The following is a 23710-nucleotide window of genomic DNA, read 5'->3' as shown; positions in this document are numbered from 1 at the left end:
GATTTACTTCACATATAGCCAGCAAAATTTTATTTTTTTATTATATTTACTGTTAATGGGGCCAATCAATCTCTGGCTGTAAGGAAGGCGGTATCAGATAAACTTTGTCCAAATATTATTAAATGGGGATAATAACGACTTGAACATATCCTACTGTGAAAGAAAAAAGAATTACCATCAAAAAAGTATGGGTAATTCTTTTTTTAATAGTTATTTCTTTGTTTTATCTCTTTCTTGCATTTCTCTCACATTTTCTGAGTGGAAGGGAGAATTGCTCACTTCATTAACGACACTAAATGGGTTACCGTCCAAGTCAAAGAAATCAAAAAATTTCATTCCGCCAAAATCATCGATTTCGGTAGTAACGATGCCATTGTTTCTAAATTGTTGATGGGCAGCTTCAATATTATCAACGACAAAATTAAAATAGGAGTTCTTCTGATCCCCTTTAATAATAAATTCAGTAGGCTGGGGGGATTCTACTTTTACTAAGGCTAATTGTGTTGTTCCAGCTGGTAAATAAAAGCCGGCACCATCCTCCCAACTATCGATTATCTTCACACCAAGAAACTTTACATACCAATCGGTAGATTTCTTAATATCTGTAACGGGAATAAATATACTACCTACTTTAAACATAATCTTCCTCCCTTGAATGAAATTCTTCCTTATAACGAATATAATAATGGAAAAGTTACACTTACATGTAAATTTATATAAAAGAGGAGGAGACATGGTTTTTGAAGATATCGAGGTTGTGATTAAGAAACTTTATAAATATTGTTTAAGGTTGTCAGGGTCACCTTGGACAGCCGAGGATCTAGTCCAAGAAACGATCCTAAAGGTTTATAAAATAAAAAAAGCGGAGCCGAAAAGGGAGTTTACATTTTCTTATTTATGTACGGTGGCAAAAAATCAGTTTATCGATGAGAACAGGAAATATAAAGAGAGTATTTTATTTAATGAGGACATTTTCGGAGAAGCCTACGATTTTATAGATTACGATGGTTTAATAGAAATTTTACTTACCACCCTACCTTTAAAACAGGCTATGCTAGTTACCTTGAAGGATGTATTTGGCTACACTTCAAAAGAAATGGCATCCATGTTAAGAATAAGTAATGAGGCGATTAAAACAGCACTTCATCGGTCTAGAAAGAAACTAAAATTGCAAAATAATAATATGAAAATCCCCTCTTCTAATCAAGAAATTATTATTGCCCTCACTAAAGCAATACGGGAAGCGAAACCGATGCAAATATTTTATCTTTATCGACTATTAGAATCACAAAATTTTAAGGTAAGAAGAGGTTCTATCCATTCTCGATTCTATGTTATAGACCCAGATGGAAATATTTTAGAAATTACATCCTAATAAGTTGAACTATATTCATACTAATAAAACGTGGTATATTAGTTTTACCCACAATTAGAACGGAGACTAATTATAATAATATAATAAAAATTCGGGAGGCAAATATGCTATCATTTGAAGAAAAACTAAATATTATCGAGGAGTTCCCTCAATTAGAACGAAAGAATGTTTCATTAAAACGCGTCAATTTTCATTATGCGGAAAGTGGAAGTGACAAAAAGAACGTCGTGTATCACTTACATCCCAATGGGAACGGATTTGTATATGCGGACAAGCTGAGTGAGTATGAGACAGACGAAAAAGGGATGGTCAATATTAGAGATTTTTCAAAAGAAGAACTAAAAGAAATTATTGAAAAATCCATTCAATCATTAGGACCGAATATACAAGAAGAAGAGACGGTGGAGGAAGAAACCGTGGAAGAAGAAACATGGATTGATACGGAAAATAATACGCTCATACTTCTTCAAGAAGAAGGGTTTTGGAATATATATGCCGGAGTCAATCTAGAAAATAGTTTTTCAAGCTACGAGGAAGCTTGTGAATACTTAAAGGAAGAAGGCTTTAACAAATCTTCCATTTAAAATACGTAGGAAAAACAACGCAGAGGAAGGGACATAACTAAATAGATACTCTGTAAAGACGAACAATTTCTAATATAGCTAGTAAATAGCGGCTGCTTTCGCATACTTTTTACAAGAGGAAATATAATTAGTTGGAAAAACAGAGCAGCCGGAATACACGAAGACTCCTATGGGATTAGCGAGACAGTCTGAGACCCTGCAGGCCACAGGCCGAAGCGGCTCAGCGCGAGCCCCATGGAAAGCGAAGTGTATTCCGGCTGCGGGGAATCGCACCAAACTTCATGGAAACATCCTTTGAAAAACAAATAAAAGCCCGAACAATTATACGGAACATTCATTAGCATCTTCGTATAATTGTTCGGAATTATCCTTGGCTGGAATACTTATGTCCCAGCCTCGTTTTACTATTTTCATGAAAAAATGGAACAGCTCAAGGGCTTATCCAAAAAGGAGGAGAAAGAACTTGAGTCAAAATAGGTTGGTCCCCAATACCTTTTTATATACCTTCAATTATGCGGAGGAAGAAGAACATCTATGTAAATTAGAAGTTCGTTCTCTATTTCGTGCTGACTTACATGCCTTTGTATTAGAAAGCAGCATAAGTAGAGACCCTAGTAGGAGTCCTTTTATAAAAGAAAAAATAGCGGTTCTATTTACAGGTGATAGGTTAGAAGAGCTAATACAAAAGGTAGAGGCAATGCCTCCTTTGCGTGGTACTTATAAGGTAATCGGCATCAATTATCGGGACATCGATCCCCTTGATAAAATGGAATTTAATGAAAGGAAAGGAATCGCTAGACAAATTGGATGCTTGGTTCCAGGTGCAGCAAATCTTCATAATCCAGAGATAGTATTTGCTATTACCAAGTTAAAAGGAAAATGGTATTTCGGATACTATTCGGAAAATCAGGGTATGTGGCTTATTCATCAACAGAAACCTCATAACTACTCAACTGCACTAACTACCCGAGTGGCTAGAGCGCTAGTAAATATTGCAGTTCCAGAATTAAGAGGAGTGAAGGTGATTGATCCATGCTGTGGCATCGGGACAGTATTGGTAGAGGCTTTATCGATGGGAGTTAATATAACAGGCAGTGATTATAATCCCTTAGTCATGAAGGGCATTCGGAACAATCTCGCCCATTTTGGACTTTCTGGTCCTGTATTTTTAAGGGATATCAGAGACATAACAGAAATGTATGATGTGGCAATTATCGACATGCCATATAATCCTTGCTCCGTTGTTTCCGATGAGGAAAAATTTGCAATGTTGCAAAGCGCCCGTCGCTTTGCTAAAAAAATGGTCATCGTAACGACTGAAGATATAGATGGAATACTGGGTGAAGCAGGTTTTGAAATAGTAGATCGGTGTGAAGTCCCAAAGGGAAAATTTATACGGCAAACAATCGTTTGCTGCTAAGGCATAGGGATGGAATAGATGAGGATTAACTTGAATATTTCAATCTGCGATTTTATGATAGCCTATGATTAAGCGGAATTTTTATACAGATGTGGCCTTTTTTGTAGAGATAAGTCAAAAAGAGAAAACTATTTTAATAATGTTCCGTGTGGGTGGAATACTCTTGTAAAAGAGTATTCCACCCACACGGATCTCACCTGTATTCATCTTTTTCAATAATGATAAGCGCTTATAGTGATATAAAAAAGTAAAGCGATTATTTTAGGTATTTATTTTAGAATGAGTAATAGATTACAGAACTCTAAAGAATAGATTTTAAGAACTTTCTATGTTTAAAATAATTAATTGTATACTTATAACTGACGTATAATAGGGAAAGCCCAAATGCACCAAAATAAGCATAATCAAAGATTATCCATAAAACAATAAAAATTATAAAACCAATAGAAGCCAAACCGGTATACATCAGGAGAGAAGTCCTTTTTCTTTTCTCTCTTTCTATATATGATTCCTGGTCAGAAAAAATATCGCTTTGTTCATTTGAGGAGGAATCTCTATAAAAAATATGCTTGGAATACCACTTGCTTTTTGAAAGCAAGGTCCAACCAGAATCTTGAAAAATCTCTTTATACTCTTCAAAATCTCTCTTTTTATCAAAGCTTCGGAAATCAATTTTATAAATTATATTTTTGGGTTTTTCACTTTGGGTACGTTCGAAGATATAGTGACAGTCACCAATATCCTCAGAATCATAACCTTTAAGTATCCAACCTTCGTTTAACATACTTTTTAACCATTCTTCCTCCTTGGAAAAATCTGAAAAACGTTTTGTGACCTTTTTAATAGCATTATTTTTCACCTTTATCCATCTCCCCTTGAATGATTGTCTTTGAATAATTAATCATTCGAATATATCTCTCATACTCCGAATGAAGTACTTTTTTTCCTTGATCCGTAATACAATATGTTTTTTTCTTACGTTTTTCCCTTTCGACAGCTATAGTTTCTATCAAATTTTGTTTTTCTAAATTTTTTAATACTCCGTAAAGGGTACCAGGTGCGATGATATACTTTCCTTCACTGGTATTTTCAATTTCTTTTATAATGCCATAACCGTGAAGTGGTCCTTGATAAAGAGCTAATAAGATTAAATATGTAGATTCTGATAATGGATTTATAGGAATCACCTTTTCCTTCATATGTTGACCAGCGATATATCGATACTCATAATATATATTATAATATATCGACAGTCAAGCTATAAACCAAATTAAAACTTTACCTCATATCAGCATTTTCTTAAAATTAACCATAACTTTAAAAAATGTAATTAGATTCTAAAGAAGGATACCTCAAACATTAAGAAATTGTTAATATTTTTCCTCAATTAGCCCTGTTAGTTGAAGAATTGAATTACCTAAATTTGACCACACATTTTCTATACAATCCTACAAAAATTTCCTGAATGAGATAAAAGTTACATACCAAATAACAAGCAAACTAACACCCCGATTGCACGATGACAATATTTATTGTTAAGAAGCGATTAGGGGTGTTATTTGCTATATTGCAAGCTAGCAAATTTACATGTATTTATAGTGTTTTTTTCACAAAACGGAATTACCTACTATTAATCTACCTGACTTTTTTGTTTTATCAGAAGGATAAGGGGTATATATTTCCATAAGCAATATATCAAGTTAGAGGTAATGGTAAAAAGTTCTTACTATTGAGGTTATTTGGGTTAACTTTTAATGGAAAAATTAGAAATGAATAAGTGTAATTTTTTTGGATGATCTCTGTCTGTGTAGAGATCATCTTTTTATTAACTAGAACCTTATAATGTTAAAGATGTATTTTTTTATAAAATTTGAGGATTGTATGTAATAATAGAGTGAAAAGGAGAGCTGGAATATACACAAAGTACAATAGGAAAGACTTGATTAGAATAAGTGCGGGCTATGCTCTAGGAAGGATTAGATATCTTATGAAATACATGAAATCACAAATGAAACAGTTAATCAAAGATAATAAGGACTTGCAAATACGCTTAAAGGATTTAATGGATGAACATGAACTTGAGAAAAGTTCAGCATTAAGGGCTTTGTATCATTCAGAAGTTGCAGCAGGCGGAAAGTATCAATCAGCATATCAAGCATTAGACTTGCCTAAAGGGTAGGTCTTTTTTTATTTATACCTTAGTACATTTACAAAGAGAAGATAGCGTATAATAGAAGTTTGTATAAGGTACTAAATGTTACGGAAATAATAAGAAGAATAATTCAAAATAAAAGAGGCTTAATGATGAGTGCAAAGAATTTTCATGATTTTAATTTAAGTAATCAAATAGTAAAAGCTCTAGATAGTTTAGAATATAGAACACCAACAGAGGTTCAGAATAAAGTAATCCCTCTTGTACTAGAAAAAATCGATCTTGTTGTGAAATCACAAACTGGAAGTGGCAAGACGGCTTCCTATGGGATTCCTATTTGTGAATTAGTGGAATGGGAAGAGAATAAACCTCAAGCGTTAATTTTGACACCAACAAGGGAACTTGCTGTTCAAGTTAAAGAAGATTTTATAGATATAGGAAGATTTAAACGAATTAAAGCAGCAGCTGTATATGGAAAACAGCCGTTTGCTATCCAAAAAACAGAATTAAAACAAAAGACGCATGTAGTGGTCGGTACACCAGGTCGCGTATTGGATCATATCGAGAGAGGGACATTGTCCTTAGACAGAATTAGCTATCTTGTAATTGATGAAGCGGACGAAATGTTAAACATGGGATTTATTGAACAGGTAGAAGCTATCATCAATGCATTACCACAAAATCGAGTAACCATGTTATTTTCAGCTACCTTACCTGAGGCGGTTAAAGAACTGTCACAGCGCTATATGAAGACACCCATTGATATTGAAATCAAGGCGACTGGATTGACTACAGATAAAATTGAACACTCGCTTATAAAAGTAGAAGAGAAGGATAAGTTCTCTCTTCTTCAAGATGTAACGATTGTAGAAAATCCTGATAGTTGTATTATCTTTTGTCGTACAAAAGATAGAGTAGATACCTTGAGTGATCAATTAACAGATTTAGGATATAACTGTGATCAAATCCATGGTGGTATGGTACAGGAAGATAGACTTGAAGTCATGAATGATTTTAAAAGGGGAGAGTTCCACTATTTAATTGCGACAGACGTGGCAGCTAGAGGGATTGATATTGATAATATCACCCATGTGATCAATTATGATCTTCCTTTAGAAAAGGAGAGCTATGTTCATCGCACAGGAAGAACAGGGCGGGCAGGTAAAAAAGGGAAAGCCATCACATTTGTGACACCATTTGAAGATAGGTTTTTACAGGAGATAGAAGAATATATAGGTTTTGAAATTCCAATGATAGATGCTCCTGCAAAAGAAGAAGTTGCCAATAAGCAAGCTGACTTTGAAGCAAAAAAGAATGAAGAACCCACCATAAAAAAGGCGAAAAATGAAAAATTAAACAAGCAAATTATGAAATTATACTTTAATGACGGCAAGAAAAAGAAGCTTCGAGCAGTCGATTTTGTTGGAACGATCGCTAAAATAGAAGGTGTAACAGCAGAGGATATTGGGATTATTACCATAATGGATACTTTTTCTTATGTAGAGATTTTAAATGATAAAGGGCGTTTAGTATTAGAAAGAATGAAGAAAACGCCAATCAAAGGTAAATCATTGAAGGTATATGAGGCTAAGAAGGACTAAAAATCATAATCAGTTGATTTTTATAATAATACAGAGAGTAGTATAAATTTGCTGAAAAGAAGCGTTTTGTGATAAAGATTTTTCCTTATTAAAACCAAATAAAATACAATTTACAAAGGTAATGGTGATAAAACAAGTTGACGAATCTCGACAAAATACGGTACTATTAAAAATAATTGAATAAGACCTCACTTTTTAACAGTGAGGTAGAGGCGCGATATTTAACAGTCTTTAGCGGAGTTTGAGAAGCTATGATGCTAAGGAGAAGGAAATGTCGCCGAAGTGTGTAATATTTCTCCGTATTACATGCTGGGTCTGTAGTTAAGAACTGCAGGACTGTCTCAATAAACCACTTGTTTATTGAGTTGTGCTATCTCATTTGGGATAAAAAGAGAGGACTTTAGGGCTATTACATATACTACGACCTGAGTTGATCTCAGGTCGTTTTTTTTGTTTTAGTAGATTAATAGGAGGAGAGACATCATGAAAAACAAGTTTACATTATTTATGGTTTTAATGGTAGGAGCTATGCTTTTATTGGCAGGCTGTGGATCGAACAGTGATTCAGCTTCTGGATCATCAAATGATAATACATTTAAAGTAGGACTGGAAGCGGGTTATGCTCCATTTAACTGGACACAAAACAATGATTCTAATGGAGCTGTGAAAATCAATGGCTCTTCAGAATATGCTGGTGGATATGATGTGGAAATTGCGAAAAAAGTAGCTGAAGGTTTAGGAAAAGAATTAGTGATTGTTAAAACAGAATGGGACGGATTAGTACCAGCATTAGTTTCTGGGAAAATTGATGCAATTATCGCAGGGATGTCACCAACTGCAGAACGTAAAGAAACAATTGACTTTTCAGATAGCTATTATAAATCAAATTTAGTAATGGTTGTGAAAAAAGGAAGTAAGTATGAAAATGCTGCTTCTATCCAAGATTTCAAAGGTGCTAAAGTTACAGCACAGCTAAATACCTTTCACTATTCTGTAATTGATCAAATTGAAGGTGTAGAAAAAAAGACGGCTATGGATAACTTCCCAGCAATGAGGGTAGCGCTTGAGTCAGGAGTTATTGATGGATATGTTTCAGAACGTCCCGAAGGAGTTAGTGCCTCAACTGCAAATGACAAGTTTGCAATGGTTGAATTTAGTGATGGATTTGAAACATCGGAAGAAGATACATCTATCGCAGTTGGCCTTCAAAAGGGCAGTGATTTAACAGAGAAGATTAATAAAATTTTAGCAGATATCAAAGAAGAAGAACGTACAAGCATAATGGATAATGCTATAAAAAATCAACCAGCAGCAGAATAAAAAGGATAAAGAGGCTGGGAAATAAGTATTCCAGTCATAGATAAACCCGAACAACTATCAAATAATCCTAAATGATTGTTCGGGTTTTATTAGTTTTATAAAAGGCTGTTTCAGTACAGTTAGTGTTAATATCCGCAGCCTGAATACACTTCGCTTTCCATGGGGCGAGCGCCGAGCCGCTTCGGCCTATGGCCTGCAGGGTCTCGGACTTTCTCGCAGCTCCCATAGGAGTCTACGTGTATTCAGGCTGCTCCATATTTCCTACTAATTCATTTTTTCTAAAAAAACAATATTTTTTAGGGAATTGCCTTTAAAAACAGAGTGGAATGGAGCGGAAGACACTCGACTCCTGCGGGAAGTAGAGCAAAACCTAAGACCCCACAGGCTTTAGCCGAGGAGGCTTAGGTTGCTCCCCGCGGAAAGCGAGTTTCTGTAGCGCAATGGAACGAATTAGTTTTTACACTTGACTATATTTAAAAACATAAATAACCATTGTATAAAAGGAACCTTTATTTAAGTGATAAATTAGAGATTGTTCGTCTTTACAGATTGGCTATCTAGTTTTGTCCCAGCCTCTTTATACAGTAAAGTAAGTGAGGAGAAAAGATGAGTCTTGAATGGATCATTAAAATAATTTCAGAGAATTGGCCTATGTTCCTTCGTGGTGCTGGTTTAACCCTTTTGATTGCCTTGATAGGGACGATTATTGGGGCAGCTATCGGATTGGTAGCAGGTGTAATTCGCACGATCCCTACACCAGAACGAGGTGCAAAAAAAGTCATTTTAAAACTGGTCAATATCATACTGTCTATCTATATTGAATTCTTCCGTGGAACACCGATGATTGTCCAAGCGATGGTTATTTATTATGGTTCTGCGCTAGCATTTGGTATAAATATGAATGTTCTTACTGCGGCGATTATTGTCGTATCGATTAATACAGGAGCTTATATGGCAGAAATTGTTCGAGGCGGAATTATTTCCGTTGATAAAGGGCAGTTTGAAGCAGCGCATGCAATTGGGATGAATCATGTTCAAGCAATGTGGAATGTTGTTTTGCCACAGGTTATTCGAAATATCCTGCCTGCAACTGGCAATCAGTTTGTTATTAATATTAAAGATACGTCCGTACTGAATGTTATTTCAGTGACAGAATTATATTTCGTGACAAAATCGATTTCAGGAAATAACTTTAGATATTTTGAATCTTTCTTTGTAGCTTGTCTCATTTATTTTGTGATGACCTTTATTGTAACGAGAATATTGCTATATATGGAGAAGAAATTAGATGGATCTGATAGCTATACGGTGATCGGAAGAGATGACCAATTAAGAGGCAAATTTAAATAATGGAAGAAGGTGAAAAACAGATGGAAAAAATTATTGATATTCAGCATCTTAATAAATCCTATGGAACACATGAAGTACTTAGAGACATTAATTTTTCTGTAACGAAAGGAGAAGTAGTTTCCATTATCGGTTCGTCTGGATCTGGTAAATCGACGCTACTTCGTTGTATTAATCTTTTAGAAAAACCAAGTGGCGGGCAAATACTCTATCATGGAGAAAATATATTGGATGATAAACATGATGTTGCGTCCTATCGAAAACACTTAGGGATGGTGTTCCAGCAGTTTAACCTATTTAACAATCATAATGTTCTCAATAATTGTGTAGTAGGACAAATAAAGGTCCTAAAGAGATCCAAAGAAGAGGCCGAGAAAGTAGCGATGTATTACTTAAACGTTGTTGGTATGGATAAGTATATTAATGCACAGCCAAAACAATTATCAGGCGGTCAAAAACAGCGAGTCGCAATAGCAAGAGCTCTTTCGATGAATCCAGATGTTATGCTGTTTGATGAGCCTACATCGGCTCTTGATCCAGAAATGGTAGGCGAGGTTTTAAAGGTCATGAAGGAACTTGCCAATTCTGGCTTAACGATGATTGTTGTAACACATGAAATGGAATTCGCAAAAGAAGTATCAGATCGAGTTATCTTTATGGATAAAGGTGTTATTGCGGAGGAAGGAAGTCCGGAGCGAATTTTTCAAAATCCTACACAAGAACGTACTAGAGAGTTTTTAAAGCGGACGATTCTGCAACCACAATAAAATTTCATGATAGAAAGATAGGAAATTACCTAAATGAATAAAGGATTTATAAATAGATGATCTCTGTTTTCTGTAGAGGTCATCTTTTTTATTAGTCAGTACTTTAATTAATAGGAATATACACCTAACAATTCTGCTGTAAATTGTGCCCTAAGCCTTAGAAACTAATATCTCCATAGGACGTATAGAAAATAATGGATTTTTCTAGAAGGAGGGTATTAGATGAAAGCTTTACAAAGAGGGGCAATTTTAGTTTGTATTTTGTCTTTAGTGATAATCTCAGCTTGTGCAAAGGATCAAGTGCAACCGGAGAAGCTAAAAACTACTAAAACAACGACAACGGAGGAAGCTGTGGAAGAAAAAATCCCGCCTGCTGCCAAAACGGTAGAAGAAATGGTTGATCAGCAAGCAGGAGTATTAGTTGAAACACATATGGATCAGCAGTTAGAAACACTGGAAGGCTGGGACAGTCAGCAGTACCGAGATTTTCTAGAAGACACATTAAATCCGATTGCCGAGAAAGAGCTTGAGAATTATTTTATGAAACATAAAAATCTAAGCAGTGAGCAAGTGTATGATTACCTTGTTTATACGCTAGGGTCAGGAAATTATAAAAACTATTATGAGCAATTAGTTACATACGAGCATGGGTTTGTGATGCCTGAATTGCCGAGTGGTGAGGATGAAGTAACCACACAACAAAAGAAAATGAACGTTTTGGTGTTAATGGATGCAAGTGGCAGTATGAATGGGGAAATAGAAGGAAAAACAAAAATGGAGCTTGCAAAAGCAGCAATTGCGAAGTTTATGGAGCAAATTCCAAGTGATGCGAATGTTGCGTTGATTTCTTATGGACATGTTGGCTCATCGGCTGATTCAGACAAGAAAAAATCTTGTTCGGCCGTGGAATCGATATATCCGCTATCTGCCTATCAACCTAAAAATTTCACAAACTCATTAAATTCTTTTCAGGCAAGTGGCTGGACACCGTTAGCTGGGGCTATAAATGATGCTCAGAGAATATTGGCGTCCTATTCTGCAATGAGTACGAAAATTTGGTTTATATGGTGAGTGATGGAGTGGAAACATGTGATGGAGACCCTGTTACTGCTGCTAAACAACTACAAAATCAAAGTATTAAGGCTAAAGTAAATATCATTGGATTTGACGTAGATAACGAAGGCCAAAAGCAATTAAAACAAGTGGCCGATTCTGGTGGTGGGGAGTATGTGACAGTGAACGATCCAGCTGATTTGGAAGTGCAAATTACAAAAAAATGGCAGCCTACGATTGGGGAGCTTGTTTGGACACAAGGGGTGACGTTACAGCAAATGACTGCGGCGATGGAGAGGATGAATGAGATTTATAATCCTCTATATAGGGTTTCCGATGCAGAATGGAATCGAATTAAAGATGCAGCGTATTTCTTGCATGATGAGAAAGTGATTACCGATGATGTAGAAAAACAAGTTTTGAAATTAGCTCATTCACAGCACGATTTGCGAAATAAGCACTTCCAAGCTATAAAGGAAGAAAAGGAGTCGGAAAGAGATCGAGCAGCAAAAGAAATTAACGATAAGGTAGAAAAATGGCGTCAGCAATGGCAATAGGAGTATAGAGGAAGCAGGAAATTACACGAAAAGCAGTTCTTCCATTGTTTCATTTTTAATGAATAATAGAAAGTAACTGCTTTTATTTTTCAGGAGTTAATACCTATAATTAAGTCTTTTTGCCTATATTGGTAAATGGTATAATAGTTACAGTATATACATTTATTAACAGCAGGGAGAGACTCGTAATGCCGTTATTAGGAAAGAAAAAGGCTGAATTGTTATTTTCATCTTTAGATAACGTAGTGGTAGATTTTAATTTGCCAAAGGAATTGCTAACTCAAATTGAAATGATAGGCTTAACAGAAATGGATGTTAAACGATTGTTCGTTTTAAAACCAATAGTAGAAAGCGAAGCGCAAAATTTAGTGAATTCCTTTTATGAGACTGTCATGAAAGAACCTACTTTAATTACGATCATTAATACCTATAGCGATGTTGAAAAACTTGGAAAAACATTGTATCACCATATTACAGAAATATTTTCTGGGAAAGTGAATGAATCATATGTTATACAGAGAAAAAGAATTGCGCATGTTCATGTCAAAATAGGGTTAGGAACGAAATGGTATGTGAACGCTTTCCAACATTTATTGAATGCGATTGTAGAAGTTTTTTATCGAGAAATCCAAAATAAAAATGAATTGTATGAGGCTGTTCGCTCCCTTCAAAAAATCTTTAGTTTAGAGCAACAATTAGTATTAGAAGCGTATGAAATAAAGGAAGAATCCAATCGTCTAGTAAAAGAAAAAGAAAAAGAGAAAATACAAGAAAAGTTGAGGGAAACTGCCCATGAATTATCTGCTATCACACAAGAAACGAGTTCTTCCTTACAAGGTCTGATTAGCCAATTTGATAAAATTCAAATGTTAGCCAATGGTGGGAACCAGGCTATTCAAAAGGTAGAGGACTTGTCTGAAGAGGGAAAAAATAGAATGGGACAAGAAAAGGAATCTGCCACAGCGATCAAAAATCAGATTGTTGTTCTGCAGGATGAGATTAGTCAAATGAGCCGAGTTAGTCAAAAAATTGATCATGTAGTAGACGTTGTTGCTTCCATTGCTAATCAAATTAATCTTTTAGCACTAAATGCATCGATTGAATCGGCACGCGCTGGTGAACATGGCAAGGGGTTTGCAGTAGTAGCAGGTGAAATAAGAAAATTATCGAATATGACAAAACAATCTACGGAAGAAATTGCTTCTTTTGTTAAAGAAATTTCTCAACAGGTCAAAAAGGTAAATGGGTCTGTCACTACCTTTAACGAGGATATCGTGAAAAATCAAAAAATAACAGAAGAAACAATTGAGTTCTTCAATCAAATTGTTTATGCTGTCAAACATTCAAAATATAAAACAGAAGTAATATTTAAGGAAATTAAAAATAGTAACTTAATTGTAAATCAACTTCATGAAACAACAAATGAAATAACACATACGGCTGAAATGTTAGTTAAATAACAAAGCTGCGAATGGGACAAAGCCGCTTAAGGAAGGCACAGATAAGCTAATGGACGGATATGTTTTCTGAACCAGTAGTACTCGAACAGCAAAATGTTTCCACTGTGCCAAATTACGGATCGGGTATCGCACCTTACTTCTTGTCACTTGCCTTTTTTGTAGGTGGGGATAATGGCATCCAATATTCTTCCTCTTGGAAAACGAAAAGAGCAGATTGTAAATGGAACCCATCATTTAGTTAACAAACTAGGATTGGTTTATACGATTGGATTTGTTCAAGCGATTATCGTAGATATTATTGTTTTAAGTGTGTTTAAGCTGGAAGTAGCAAGTGTTCCATTATTTGTACTTTAATTGGCATGAGCTTCAAACCCAATTATTTATTTTGGTGACTTATCTTGCAATAGCTGGGATCATTGCATGGATTGCAAGTCATATCCAGCATCGAGAAACGTCTGTTTAAAGTTCGTTTCTTAAAGACCAAAACAGGCGACATAAGCTATCCTGTTTTAAATGACTTTGATTTAAAAGTGGAAGGAAAAGGTATGTAAACATCTTCATTTACATACCTTTTTTCACTATGGGAGGTATTACGTCATAAAGTGTTGAATATAGGAATGAAATGACCATTTATACAAACGGTCTCCATTCTAAATAGTGATTTTAAGTTGATTTCCATGTTATAACAATTGATTATTATATGGAATAAGGCAAACCAATTTAGCAAACTGCTATATCAGGAGGTATAAAATGAAACAACTTTATATAAAGCAAAAGGTGTTTAGTTTAAGTGGTAAATTTACAGTTAAGGATCAGCAGGAGAAGGATGTTTATTATGTAGAGGGAAGTTTTATGAAAATTCCTAAGACCTTCTCTATTAGGGATGAAAACAAAAATGAAATTGCGCTTATTACGAAAAAGGTATTAAGCTTTTTACCAAAGTTTTTTGTTGAAATAAATGGTCAAGAAGTCCTGACTATTAAGAAAGAGTTTTCCTTTTTTAAAGCACGGTATAATATTGAGGCAGCAGGTATGGAGGTACTTGGTAACTGGTGGGATATGGATTTTCAAGTATTACAAAATGGGAAAGTCATCGGTAAAGTAAATAAAGAGTGGTTCACTTGGGGAGATAGTTATAAGGTACAAATTTTAAATGAAGAGTTAGAGACGATTGTTATTGCCCTCGTCATCGCAATTGATTGTGTGAAAGCAGATGAAGCAGCTGCAGCTTCATCATCAACCCATTAACATTAAGTAGAGGTAAGGTCCCTCTGAGGATCCCTTTTTGTTATAATAGTATCTTTAATACCAATTCAATTTGTGGAGGAGTAATAAGAATGAGCAATTTGCCTAATTGTCCAAAATGCGAATCAGAATATACATATGATGATGGGACGTTTTTGGTTTGTCCAGAATGTGGACATGAGTGGACGTTTAGTACTGAAACCGAAATAGACGGAGACAGCAGAGTTATTAAAGATGCAAATGGAAATGTTTTGAATGATGGAGATACGGTTACTGTTATCAAGGATTTAAAAGTAAAAGGTAGCTCTTCGGTTCTAAAGCAAGGAACAAAGGTGAAAAATATTCGCTTAGTTGATGGTGACCACGATATTGACTGTAAAATTGTTGGTTTTGGTGCAATGAAATTAAAATCAGAATTTGTGAAAAAAATATAAAGTGAGAATCAAGGGGACGGTTCTACTGTTTCCCTTAAAAGTCCTCAGAAGAACCGTACCTCTGCCTTACTTCGTATCAAATGCATCTACATTTTCAATGGGGAAAATGGATTGGAAAGGTAGATGGCTATCACCGATTTGTTTTGTCTCTCTACTATGAATTTGATATTCTAGCATTTGTTCAATGTTTAACTCTCCCCTTTCGTCTCAGCATTTAGGATAGTATAGTCTGTAATAAGTTGGTTTTCTCTTTGCTCCACATCAGTTACCTTCATTTTATAATCAAACCGTTTAATTTCCTGCTGAATAATGCCCGAATATCTTTTGCTAAGCGGTTATCACAATGTTTCGCAGATAAAACATCTGCATGACTTTTGGATAACCGATTTTCCTTTTATAACAGAATCTGTAACCTAGTCATCTTTTGTTTTTCTATCGAAGTCATAGTAGCGGACCATTGCTGTTATTCATTTCCCCCAAAAAAAGTCCCCCTAAGAACCGTCTCTCTGCTTCCCTCGTTCATATGGAGTTCATATTTGTGTTTTATTATCGCTTCATCAGATGAAGAGGAGGATTTACTTGAATCAAATTATAAATAATAAAAAGATTATAGATAGTAGTGAATGGGCTGTGGAGGCTCGTGGTTTGGTGAAGGTATTTGGTGATAATCGGGCGGTTGATGGGGTGGATTTGAATGTTCGCGCTGGTTCGATTTATGGTGTGCTTGGCCCAAATGGAGCTGGGAAAACGACCACGATTAGAATGCTTGCAACATTACTGAAGGCAGATGCTGGTTCAGCAAAAATCTTTGGTTACGATATAGTAAAGGAACCGCAGCTTGTTCGCCAATTAATTGGTGTTACAGGTCAGTACGCTTCTGTTGATAAGTCATTAAGTGCTACGGAGAACCTAATTATTTTTTCTCGTCTATTAGGCTTAGGGCGAGCTGAAGCGAAGCGTAAAGCAATGGATTTACTAGAAGAGTTTGGTTTAATAGAAGCGGCAAAACGTCCATTGAAGAATTTCTCTGGCGGAATGCGCAGAAGGCTTGATTTAGCTGCCAGTCTCATTGCCCAACCACCGCTTATCTTTTTAGATGAACCAACAACTGGGCTAGATCCGCGAACCCGCAACCAAATGTGGGATACAATCCGAAAGTTAATTAATGGGGGCTCGACAGTACTACTAACGACACAATATCTTCAAGAGGCAGATGAACTAGCGGACCGAGTTGCGGTTATCGATCATGGGAAAGTAGTTGCGGAAGGAACCGTAAATGATTTGAAGGAATCAATCGGTACATCATCCTTACATTTAAGTATACAAAACGAGCAGTATATGCAGGATGCTCGCTTAATCGTGGAGCGTGTGCTTAACGTCCAATCAGCTGTTTCAGCAGAAGGTGGAAAAATCACAGCACCTATGGCCGATGCTGATAAAGTAACAGATTTGCTAATTACCTTAAAAGAGGCTGGTATTCCATTAGCTGAGCTAAGTGTACAGAAGCCAACATTAGATGAGGTTTTCCTATCTATCACTGGTTCAAAAGAAAATATCGCAGATACTACGAATAAATCTAGTAAAGTGGAGGAATTAGTATGAGCAGCACTATCATAAAACCAGCTCATGAACGGAAACTTCGTGGAAACTCAAGTTTTCGCCAAGCGGTTAGAAATTCATTAACAATGGCTTACAGAGGTTTGCTTAAGATAAAGCGTACACCTGAACAATTAATCGATGTTACATTGCAGCCGATTATTTTTACTCTTATGTTTACGTATATATTTGGCGGGGCTATTTCTGGAAATGTGCAAAACTATTTGCCTGTTATTATTCCAGGCATTCTCGTCCAAACTGTTATTACCACTTCTGTTGTGACAGGAGTACAGCTCAGGGAGGACATGGATAAAGGGGTCTTTGATCGGTTTAAGTCCTTGCCGATTGCCCGGATCGCACCTTTAGCTGGAGCATTATTAGCTGATACGATTCGATATACCATTGCAACAACTCTTACATTTACAATGGGATATGTTATGGGCTACCGACCAGAAGGTGGTATAGGCTTTGTGATCCTAGCAGGACTTCTTGTCATTGTCTGTTCTTGGGCAATTAGCTGGATCTTTGCTTTCTTGGGTGTTATTTCACGCACAGCTTCAAGTGTGCAAGGGATCTCAATGATTGTTTTATTTCCGCTAACCTTTCTTTCTAATGCCTTTGTACCAGCTGATACAATGCCTAATATACTTCAATGGTTTGTAAAAGTTAATCCAATTTCGCATTTAGTTACAGCAGTAAGAGATTTAACGAACAATGGCACAATGGGATGGGATTTCACGATCTCCCTAATTGGGGCAGCAGTCATCGTAGCAATTTTTGCGCCAATTACAGTACGAGCTTATATGCGACGTGCATGAGTTTTAGTAAGAAGAAATGGTAGAATAAAGAATAATCAAATGGATAGGAACGGCCATTAATTTGGCGGTTCTCCTTATTTTTTAAAAGGGATGAAGTGTATGGCAAAAATATTAATCGTAGATGATGATCCACATATTCGGGAATTAATCCGCATCATTCTGGCGAAGGAGGGTCTTTCCATTGTAGAGGCAGAAGATGGAGAAGTTGCTATGACTTTATTAGAGCAAGATAAAATGGATTTAATTATCCTCGATATTATGATGCCAAATATGGATGGATGGACATTTTGTCGAGAAGTACGAACCAATTATACGGATACAATGCCAATTTTAATGTTGACTGCAAAAGGAGAAACAACCCAAAAGGTAAAGGGCTTTGATCTCGGAGCGGACGATTACTTAGTAAAGCCATTTGCTCCGGCCGAATTACTAGCAAGGGTAAAAGCGCTTCTTAAGCGCTATCAAATTACTCTCTCCAATCGGATTGTGATTGGAGATGTCACTATTGATCGTGATTCTTATAAAGTCTCTATTGGCGCCGAAGAAATTACGTTGCCTTTAAAGGAATTTGAACTATTATTTAAACTTGCAACCCATCAAAAGAAAACTTTCTCGAGAGAACAATTGATTGAAGACATATGGGGCTTTGATTATGAAGGAGATGAGCGCACAGTTGATGTTCATATAAAACGCTTGCGACAGCGGTTTTCTCAAGAAGAATGCCCCTTTAAGATAATAACAATCCGTGGTCTCGGTTATCGTTTGGAGGGAAAATAGTGAAGTTCTCACAATTTATGAAACGAACAGCAGGCTTCCTTTCAATCATTGTATTTTTACTAGTATGCTGGTCACTAGCTTATTTGCTAACTGCATGGCTTTATGATGCAATTCAAATAACTCCTAGTGAATTCATCAGACAGTTAATAAATTCGATTGTTGGATTTTTCTTCTTTGGTTGTTGTATAGCAATTATCACAAGAATTCCATGGGTAAAATCAAGACAAGAGAAACACCTGCATCCAATCATTCAAGCAATAAAAATGATTGCAGAAGGAAATTTTAAGATTGATCTTTCTTATTATAAAAGTCAGTTTCGTGAAGGAGATGATGATCATCCCTATTATCAAATCGTATCAAGCATCAGTGATATGGCAGAAAAATTAGGAGAAATGGAAGAAATGCGTCAGGAATTTATCTCGAATGTGTCCCATGAAATCCAGTCTCCCTTAACGTCTATTAGTGGTTTTGCCCATACCTTGAAAAATGATGATTTAAGTCCAGAAGAACGAAAACATTATTTACATATTATTGAAATGGAAAGTACACGCTTGTCCAAATTAAGTGAAAATCTATTAAAGCTTACCTCTTTAGAATCGGAACACTTGCCTTTGGATCAAAGAGAATACCGATTAGATCACCAGCTTCGTCGTATTATTCTTGCTAACGAGCCACAATGGACAGAAAAAGAAATAAATATGGATATCTCGCTTGAGGACGTAAAAGTCACTGCAGATGAAGTCATGCTGGATCAAGTATGGATTAATTTACTGCATAATAGTATAAAATTCACGCCAACAAAAGGTACTATAGCAGTCGAGGCATTTAAATCGGATAATGGAAGCATCACTGTTAAAATAAAAGACACAGGAATCGGTATAGAACAAGAATCATTCATGCATATATTTGAACGATTTTATAAAGCAGATAAATCAAGAAATCGAAGCGCTGGAGGAAATGGACTCGGTCTTTCGATTGTCAAAAAAATCATTGATTTACACAAAGGCGAAATCCAAGTCCAAAGCGAAGTAGGAAAAGGAACAGAAGTAACGGTGAAAATAGGGAAGCAGAGGGATGGTTCTACTGAGGTCAATTAAACGGACCTTATAAGAAACGTTCCTCTGCTTCCACTTCTAAATAAGGAGTGAGTAACATGGTAAATAAAGTTGTCTTAAATGATTTTGAATTAACTGTTTCCAATTATAAAGAGAAAAAGATGAAAAGTAATAAGACCGAGAAGTATTTAATGCTCGTTAGTTTTGAATTTGAAGTAAGTGGTGGGGAAGAATACCATGTAGTGACGAAGTTTTTATATGAAAATGTTTTTGATGTAAGTATCCCAAATAAGCAATTGAATTTTAGAGGGAAAATCAATCAGTATTCTACTTCTTATACCGATTTCTCAGATGAAAATAGTATAAGTGAATTCTTTTTAGAATTGAAAGAAGTGGAATGAATTTACAAATATAATAGACAAACAGATCGCTGTTAATCGTTTTTATGATCTGTTTTTTGCTTATTTATACAACAGGGAGGTCTGTCAGATGAAGTTAAGTATTTTAGACCAAGCTCCAGTTTTATCTGGAAAAACGGCGCAAGAGGCACTTCTGGAATCGATGAAACTTGCACAATTTGGAGAAAAACTCGGTTACACAAGATACTGGATTGCAGAGCATCATGATTTCCCAGGTCTTGCTAGCTCTGCTCCAGAAGTCGTACTAGGATACATAGGAGCTAATACAGAAAAGATAAGAATTGGAGCTGGAGCTATATTATTACCACATTATAAGCCTTATAAAGTGGCCGAAACGTTTAATGTGCTGGCAACCTTATTTCCAAATCGAATTGATCTAGGAATAGGTCGAGCACCAGGCGGATCTGCTGAAGCTTCGATTGCTCTTTCTGGGAATTTTTTAGAAAATGTCCGGAATATGCCGGAATCCATTAAAGACCTTCTACATTTTTTATATAATAATTATCCATCTGATCAGATGTTTTCCAAAATAACTGCACATCCTCTTCCCATTGTTCCCCCTGTCCCTTGGATTCTAGGGACGAGCGAAAAAAGTGCTATCCAAGCTGCAAATTATGGGACAGCCTACGCATTTGGACACTTTATGAGCGAAAAAGATGGAATGGAGATTGTAAATACATATAGAAATGCATTTCGAAAAAGCGGAGGTATTCAAAAGCCCGAAGCTATCGTAACTGTATCAGTTATTTGTGCAGAAACAACCGAACAAGCAGAGGAACTTGCTTTAAGTTGGTTTCTATCGAAAATTAAAATAGATACAGGCGAAAAAACTAAAGGAATTCCAACAATAGAAGAAGCAAGAAACTATTCTTTTACTAGCGATGAAAAAGATAGAATAAAAGAAATGCGAAAAAAGATGATTATAGGGAATCCAAAAGAGGTTAAAGAGCAATTGGTTGATTTACAATCAGCGTATAATGCAGATGAAATGATGATTATTACTATTACTAATAGTTATGAAAGCCGAAAAAAATCCTATCAGCTTATTGCAAAAGAGCTATGGTAATCTTTCTAAAATGTGAGGAAAGAAGGGGATTCAAATGAAGTTGAGTGTACTTGATCAGTCTGTTATTAGTAAAAATTTGCATGCAGCGAATGCTCTTCAAAATACGATTTATTTGGCAAAAAGAACAGAGGAATTAGGATACACTCGGTTTTGGGTTGCTGAGCATCACAATTCAAATGGAATCGCGGGGACTTCTCCAGCGGTACTTATATCGAGTATTGCCTCTCAAACAAACAGGATACGTGTCGGTTCTGGTGGTGTTTTGCTTCCCCAGTACAGTCCATTTAAAATAGCGGAAGATTTTAAGGTGTTAGAAGCGTTATATCCTAACCGAATCGATTTAGGCATTGGGCGTTCACCAGGCGGATCTACTCCCACTCGATTAGCCCTTACAGATGGGATGAGGAAAAGCTTGAATGAGTTCCCACGACAAGTAACGGAACTTCAAAATTATTTAGCAAATACCCCGCTTGGTCTTGAAGTTCGAGCATATCCCTCCATTGAAACACAACCGGAAATATGGATGTTAGGTGTCTCACAGCGAGGAGCCAGATTAGCCGCGGAAAAAGGAACTGCTTTTACATATGGACATTTTATCAATCCAATTAGCGGAAGCATTGCGATGAAGCATTATCGGGAGAACTTCCAGCCATCTGGCACTTTTGCTAATCCAAAAGCAAATATATGTGTTTTTGTTGTATGTGCACCTACACAAGAAGAAGCAGAAGAAATGGCAATGAGCCAAGATCTTTGGCTGTTAGCAGTGGAAAAAGGAGAAGATACCTTTATTCTCTCGAAAGAAGAGGCAAAAAGGGCAGACCTTTCAGAAGAAGACAGAGAAATCGTAAGGAAAAACCGAAAACGAGCAATAATTGGAACGCCAGAAAAAGTAAAAGAAGAGCTTGTCCGATTAAGTGAAAACTATCAAACGGATGATTATAACAAATATTTATGATTTTGAAGAAAAACTGCAATCTTATGATTGAGTCAAGTTTTTGTGGGAGTTTTTTTAGCTCCCTTTTTTATAAAGTAAAACCTCTAAGTTTGTATCCGCTTTCCAATTGGTTTTGTTTTTCCAACTGTTGATTCTCTCATTTTTTAAAAACCTTTTAATCCCTGTAAGGCAAAGTGAACGGGTTTTCCAATCGCTTGATTTAAGTATGGCATGTTCTGACGCACGGTTTCTGTTACTAATTTTGTGGGTATTTTTCTTTTCGCTCGATGCTCTTTCTTTGATTTTTCCGTGGCTTTTTCCCATTTCCCATATATCGTTTGGATGGATAGGTCATCCTTCAATCCAATCCACAAGCGCGCCATGCTCATGACTCCTTTTTTGCTCCATGCTCTTCCATTCTTTAATCGTTTGGCTAATTGATTCATCATCGCCTCTGCACTTCCCATTGGACGATACGCTGTCGTGTCCACACCTTTTTCCTGTAACCAACTACGGTAATCTTTTATGGTTTCCTGATGATGCGTTAAAAAGGCAAGGAAATGCTCTAGTTTTTCTTCTTTTTCTGGTGTATCCATTGTTCCTACTGCGCTATTCAACTCTAGAAGTAATGTTTCTACCTGGTAGTTTTTTAACGCTCTTTTCATGTAGCGGTATCGAGGATGGCTCTTCATTAGTTGCTTCATCGAACGAGCGACATGAAAACGGTCCATGGTGAAAAAGGCGCGTTCCCGAAAATACTCCCGACATGCCGTTATCCAGCCTGCTCCATCACCATTAATAATAAGCAAGGTTTGGGTAGGATCATACACATAATGATTCTGTAAGAACGTTTCAAAGGCTTCCCAAAAGGGTTCTTTTCCTTCATAAAGAAAATGCCTTTTATTTCGGAGCCTGATTCGCTTTCCGTTTTCTTTCCATCCCTCGTGTCCAGCGGCGAATTTCAACTCCCATCCACGCTTTTTCTTTTCTTGACTCTTCACATATAATCCATCTACTTCTACAAACAATACCTTTTGAAAAGGACGTTTTTCCTTAGCGGGAAGTACGCTTGTTTGAAGAAGATGTTGCCGTAATGCTTCGTGGCTCATCGCCGAATAGCCTAAAAATTGTTCGAACGTTTCCACCGCCTTTCGATAGGAGGAGCCATTCGTCGCTAGTTCTAACCCCCATTCTTCTAGTAGCGGACTAAATCCCTTATTCCCCTGAAACTGTAAATAGTGATCTAATAGACAAATATATTTTTTAGTCACACGATCAAAATAATAATTACGCTTCAGCTCCACAGCTCCAAACGCTGTATCTACTCGTATTTCTCGTTTATCACGTAAAGCAAATCTTCTTTTGTCTCGTTGCTTGGAAATCTCTTGATCCCAATTTTCTAACGTTTGAATAAGGATTTCTTGAAACGTCATTTGTAGTGTTCGAAATAAAGTTTTTTCCAATTCTTTTAATGATGGCATTTTTATGTTACATTGATTCATGAGAGCCTCTCCTTTTCGTATTTTTCGCCAAATTCTACTTTACAAAAGGATGCTCTCTTTTTTAATGCTTAATTTTTTCCAGCTACCGCGCTTTCGCTTGGTGGCCTTTTTGTCTAGTTGGGGGACTCGTCCCAATGTCATAAACCTAAATTGTAAAAATATGTAAATATTAAAAAAGATTCATAAAATTGTTGTATAAAATTGAAAAAACCCCTTGACTTTTCAGAA

The 23710-nt window shown here is 36.2% G+C and carries 23 protein-coding genes, 2 pseudogenes and 1 riboswitch; of the genes and pseudogenes, 21 read left to right on the top strand and 4 right to left on the bottom strand.

What is annotated here, in order from left to right; all coding sequences use genetic code 11:
• Positions 1–210: 210 nt before the first annotated feature.
• Entirely contained in the window at positions 211–639 is a 429-nt protein-coding gene (locus NKG37_RS05775; protein WP_095333320.1) for a VOC family protein, read from the bottom strand.
• A 94-nt stretch (positions 640–733) separates the two neighbouring features.
• Here NKG37_RS05775 and NKG37_RS05770 point away from each other — a divergent pair, with 94 nt between their 5' ends.
• From NKG37_RS05770 to NKG37_RS05760, 3 genes are all read left to right on the top strand, one after another.
• The gene (locus NKG37_RS05770; RefSeq protein WP_095333323.1) at positions 734–1375 is read left to right on the top strand and encodes an RNA polymerase sigma factor; all 642 of its coding nucleotides are present in this window, start codon (positions 734–736) and stop codon (positions 1373–1375) included.
• 104 nt (positions 1376–1479) lie between these two features.
• The gene (locus NKG37_RS05765; RefSeq protein ID WP_224428490.1) at positions 1480–1959 is read left to right on the top strand and encodes a hypothetical protein; all 480 of its coding nucleotides are present in this window, start codon (positions 1480–1482) and stop codon (positions 1957–1959) included.
• Between the two features lie 463 nt (positions 1960–2422).
• Positions 2423–3379, top strand: a complete 957-nt coding sequence (locus NKG37_RS05760; protein ID WP_254415952.1) for a TRM11 family SAM-dependent methyltransferase — start codon at positions 2423–2425, stop codon at positions 3377–3379.
• Positions 3380–3680: 301 nt separating this feature from the next.
• Here the strand turns inward: NKG37_RS05760 and NKG37_RS05755 are convergent, their stop codons facing one another.
• Positions 3681–4238, bottom strand: a complete 558-nt coding sequence (locus NKG37_RS05755; RefSeq protein WP_171510231.1) for a DUF2812 domain-containing protein — start codon at positions 4236–4238, stop codon at positions 3681–3683.
• Entirely contained in the window at positions 4228–4566 is a 339-nt protein-coding gene (locus NKG37_RS05750; RefSeq protein ID WP_053215593.1) for a PadR family transcriptional regulator, read from the bottom strand. Before NKG37_RS05750 ends, NKG37_RS05755 begins: the two co-directional genes overlap by 11 nt.
• An 800-nt stretch (positions 4567–5366) precedes the next feature.
• Here NKG37_RS05750 and NKG37_RS05745 point away from each other — a divergent pair.
• The 18 genes and pseudogenes from NKG37_RS05745 (at position 5367) to NKG37_RS05660 (ending at position 22032) form a co-directional block, all read left to right on the top strand.
• Positions 5367–5558 (top strand): hypothetical protein, encoded by a 192-nt coding sequence (locus tag NKG37_RS05745; RefSeq protein WP_016201538.1) that lies wholly within the window; start codon positions 5367–5369, stop codon positions 5556–5558.
• A gap of 125 nt (positions 5559–5683) precedes the next feature.
• Positions 5684–7132 (top strand): DEAD/DEAH box helicase, encoded by a 1449-nt coding sequence (locus NKG37_RS05740; protein ID WP_254415951.1) that lies wholly within the window; start codon positions 5684–5686, stop codon positions 7130–7132.
• Positions 7133–7331: 199 nt separating this feature from the next.
• Positions 7332–7513: riboswitch (Lysine riboswitch) on the top strand.
• Between the two features lie 102 nt (positions 7514–7615).
• Entirely contained in the window at positions 7616–8452 is an 837-nt protein-coding gene (locus NKG37_RS05735) for a transporter substrate-binding domain-containing protein (RefSeq protein ID WP_101728968.1), read from the top strand.
• A gap of 606 nt (positions 8453–9058) precedes the next feature.
• Positions 9059–9802, top strand: a complete 744-nt coding sequence (locus NKG37_RS05730; protein WP_016201541.1) for an amino acid ABC transporter permease — start codon at positions 9059–9061, stop codon at positions 9800–9802.
• 20 nt (positions 9803–9822) lie between these two features.
• Entirely contained in the window at positions 9823–10566 is a 744-nt protein-coding gene (locus NKG37_RS05725) for an amino acid ABC transporter ATP-binding protein (protein WP_224427588.1), read from the top strand.
• Between the two features lie 222 nt (positions 10567–10788).
• Positions 10789–11637 (top strand): VWA domain-containing protein, encoded by an 849-nt coding sequence (locus NKG37_RS05720; protein ID WP_254415950.1) that lies wholly within the window; start codon positions 10789–10791, stop codon positions 11635–11637.
• Positions 11622–12176: a vWA domain-containing protein gene (locus NKG37_RS05715; RefSeq protein WP_367976417.1), complete on the top strand. Its 555-nt coding sequence runs from the start codon at positions 11622–11624 to the stop codon at positions 12174–12176. The genes NKG37_RS05720 and NKG37_RS05715 overlap by 16 nt, the downstream gene beginning before the upstream one ends.
• 188 nt (positions 12177–12364) lie before the next feature.
• The gene (locus tag NKG37_RS05710) at positions 12365–13636 is read left to right on the top strand and encodes a globin-coupled sensor protein (RefSeq protein ID WP_169189491.1); all 1272 of its coding nucleotides are present in this window, start codon (positions 12365–12367) and stop codon (positions 13634–13636) included.
• A 59-nt stretch (positions 13637–13695) separates the two neighbouring features.
• Positions 13696–14099, top strand: a pseudogene (locus NKG37_RS05705) (YhgE/Pip domain-containing protein); the annotation flags it as partial.
• 287 nt (positions 14100–14386) lie between these two features.
• Positions 14387–14884, top strand: a complete 498-nt coding sequence (locus tag NKG37_RS05700) for an LURP-one-related/scramblase family protein (protein WP_016201546.1) — start codon at positions 14387–14389, stop codon at positions 14882–14884.
• A gap of 89 nt (positions 14885–14973) precedes the next feature.
• Positions 14974–15315: a zinc ribbon domain-containing protein YjdM gene (locus tag NKG37_RS05695; RefSeq protein WP_016201547.1), complete on the top strand. Its 342-nt coding sequence runs from the start codon at positions 14974–14976 to the stop codon at positions 15313–15315.
• A 579-nt stretch (positions 15316–15894) separates the two neighbouring features.
• Positions 15895–16917, top strand: a complete 1023-nt coding sequence (locus NKG37_RS05690) for an ATP-binding cassette domain-containing protein (RefSeq protein ID WP_224427586.1) — start codon at positions 15895–15897, stop codon at positions 16915–16917.
• Complete coding sequence (locus NKG37_RS05685; protein ID WP_169189488.1) at positions 16914–17729, top strand: ABC transporter permease; 816 nt, start codon at positions 16914–16916, stop codon at positions 17727–17729. Before NKG37_RS05690 ends, NKG37_RS05685 begins: the two co-directional genes overlap by 4 nt.
• A 99-nt stretch (positions 17730–17828) precedes the next feature.
• Complete coding sequence (locus NKG37_RS05680) at positions 17829–18506, top strand: response regulator transcription factor (protein WP_169189487.1); 678 nt, start codon at positions 17829–17831, stop codon at positions 18504–18506.
• A gap of 17 nt (positions 18507–18523) precedes the next feature.
• Positions 18524–19603: a sensor histidine kinase gene (locus NKG37_RS05675; RefSeq protein WP_254416373.1), complete on the top strand. Its 1080-nt coding sequence runs from the start codon at positions 18524–18526 to the stop codon at positions 19601–19603.
• Between the two features lie 56 nt (positions 19604–19659).
• Positions 19660–19962, top strand: coding sequence for a DUF3219 family protein (locus NKG37_RS05670; RefSeq protein ID WP_169189486.1), 303 nt, complete (start codon positions 19660–19662; stop codon positions 19960–19962).
• An 88-nt stretch (positions 19963–20050) separates the two neighbouring features.
• A complete protein-coding gene (locus tag NKG37_RS05665) occupies positions 20051–21046 on the top strand; it encodes an LLM class flavin-dependent oxidoreductase (RefSeq protein WP_169189485.1) in 996 nt (331 codons plus the stop codon).
• A 34-nt stretch (positions 21047–21080) separates the two neighbouring features.
• Positions 21081–22032, top strand: a pseudogene (locus tag NKG37_RS05660) (LLM class flavin-dependent oxidoreductase).
• A gap of 112 nt (positions 22033–22144) precedes the next feature.
• Here the strand turns inward: NKG37_RS05660 and NKG37_RS05655 are convergent.
• Positions 22145–23461 (bottom strand): ISLre2 family transposase, encoded by a 1317-nt coding sequence (locus NKG37_RS05655; RefSeq protein ID WP_254415949.1) that lies wholly within the window; start codon positions 23459–23461, stop codon positions 22145–22147.
• Between the last annotated feature and the right edge of the window lie 249 nt (positions 23462–23710).

The organism is Niallia sp. RD1 (genome assembly GCF_024219955.1).
In the GTDB taxonomy this organism is placed as follows: domain Bacteria; phylum Bacillota; class Bacilli; order Bacillales; family Cytobacillaceae; genus Niallia; species Niallia alba.
The sequence above is the reverse complement of the archived record's forward strand: the minus strand, read 5'-3'. Positions and strand labels throughout refer to the sequence as shown.

Coding starts and splice junctions, on each gene's coding strand:
- NKG37_RS05775 (WP_095333320.1), bottom strand. CDS start 639: ATGTTTAAAGTAGGTAGTATATTTATTCCCGTTACAGATATTAAGAAA.
- NKG37_RS05770 (WP_095333323.1), top strand. CDS start 734: ATGGTTTTTGAAGATATCGAGGTTGTGATTAAGAAACTTTATAAATAT.
- NKG37_RS05765 (WP_224428490.1), top strand. CDS start 1,480: ATGCTATCATTTGAAGAAAAACTAAATATTATCGAGGAGTTCCCTCAA.
- NKG37_RS05745 (WP_016201538.1), top strand. CDS start 5,367: ATGAAATACATGAAATCACAAATGAAACAGTTAATCAAAGATAATAAG.
- NKG37_RS05740 (WP_254415951.1), top strand. CDS start 5,684: ATGAGTGCAAAGAATTTTCATGATTTTAATTTAAGTAATCAAATAGTA.
- NKG37_RS05735 (WP_101728968.1), top strand. CDS start 7,616: ATGAAAAACAAGTTTACATTATTTATGGTTTTAATGGTAGGAGCTATG.
- NKG37_RS05730 (WP_016201541.1), top strand. CDS start 9,059: ATGAGTCTTGAATGGATCATTAAAATAATTTCAGAGAATTGGCCTATG.
- NKG37_RS05725 (WP_224427588.1), top strand. CDS start 9,823: ATGGAAAAAATTATTGATATTCAGCATCTTAATAAATCCTATGGAACA.
- NKG37_RS05720 (WP_254415950.1), top strand. CDS start 10,789: ATGAAAGCTTTACAAAGAGGGGCAATTTTAGTTTGTATTTTGTCTTTA.
- NKG37_RS05710 (WP_169189491.1), top strand. CDS start 12,365: ATGCCGTTATTAGGAAAGAAAAAGGCTGAATTGTTATTTTCATCTTTA.
- NKG37_RS05700 (WP_016201546.1), top strand. CDS start 14,387: ATGAAACAACTTTATATAAAGCAAAAGGTGTTTAGTTTAAGTGGTAAA.
- NKG37_RS05695 (WP_016201547.1), top strand. CDS start 14,974: ATGAGCAATTTGCCTAATTGTCCAAAATGCGAATCAGAATATACATAT.
- NKG37_RS05685 (WP_169189488.1), top strand. CDS start 16,914: ATGAGCAGCACTATCATAAAACCAGCTCATGAACGGAAACTTCGTGGA.
- NKG37_RS05680 (WP_169189487.1), top strand. CDS start 17,829: ATGGCAAAAATATTAATCGTAGATGATGATCCACATATTCGGGAATTA.
- NKG37_RS05675 (WP_254416373.1), top strand. CDS start 18,524: ATGAAACGAACAGCAGGCTTCCTTTCAATCATTGTATTTTTACTAGTA.
- NKG37_RS05670 (WP_169189486.1), top strand. CDS start 19,660: ATGGTAAATAAAGTTGTCTTAAATGATTTTGAATTAACTGTTTCCAAT.
- NKG37_RS05665 (WP_169189485.1), top strand. CDS start 20,051: ATGAAGTTAAGTATTTTAGACCAAGCTCCAGTTTTATCTGGAAAAACG.
- NKG37_RS05655 (WP_254415949.1), bottom strand. CDS start 23,461: ATGCCATCATTAAAAGAATTGGAAAAAACTTTATTTCGAACACTACAA.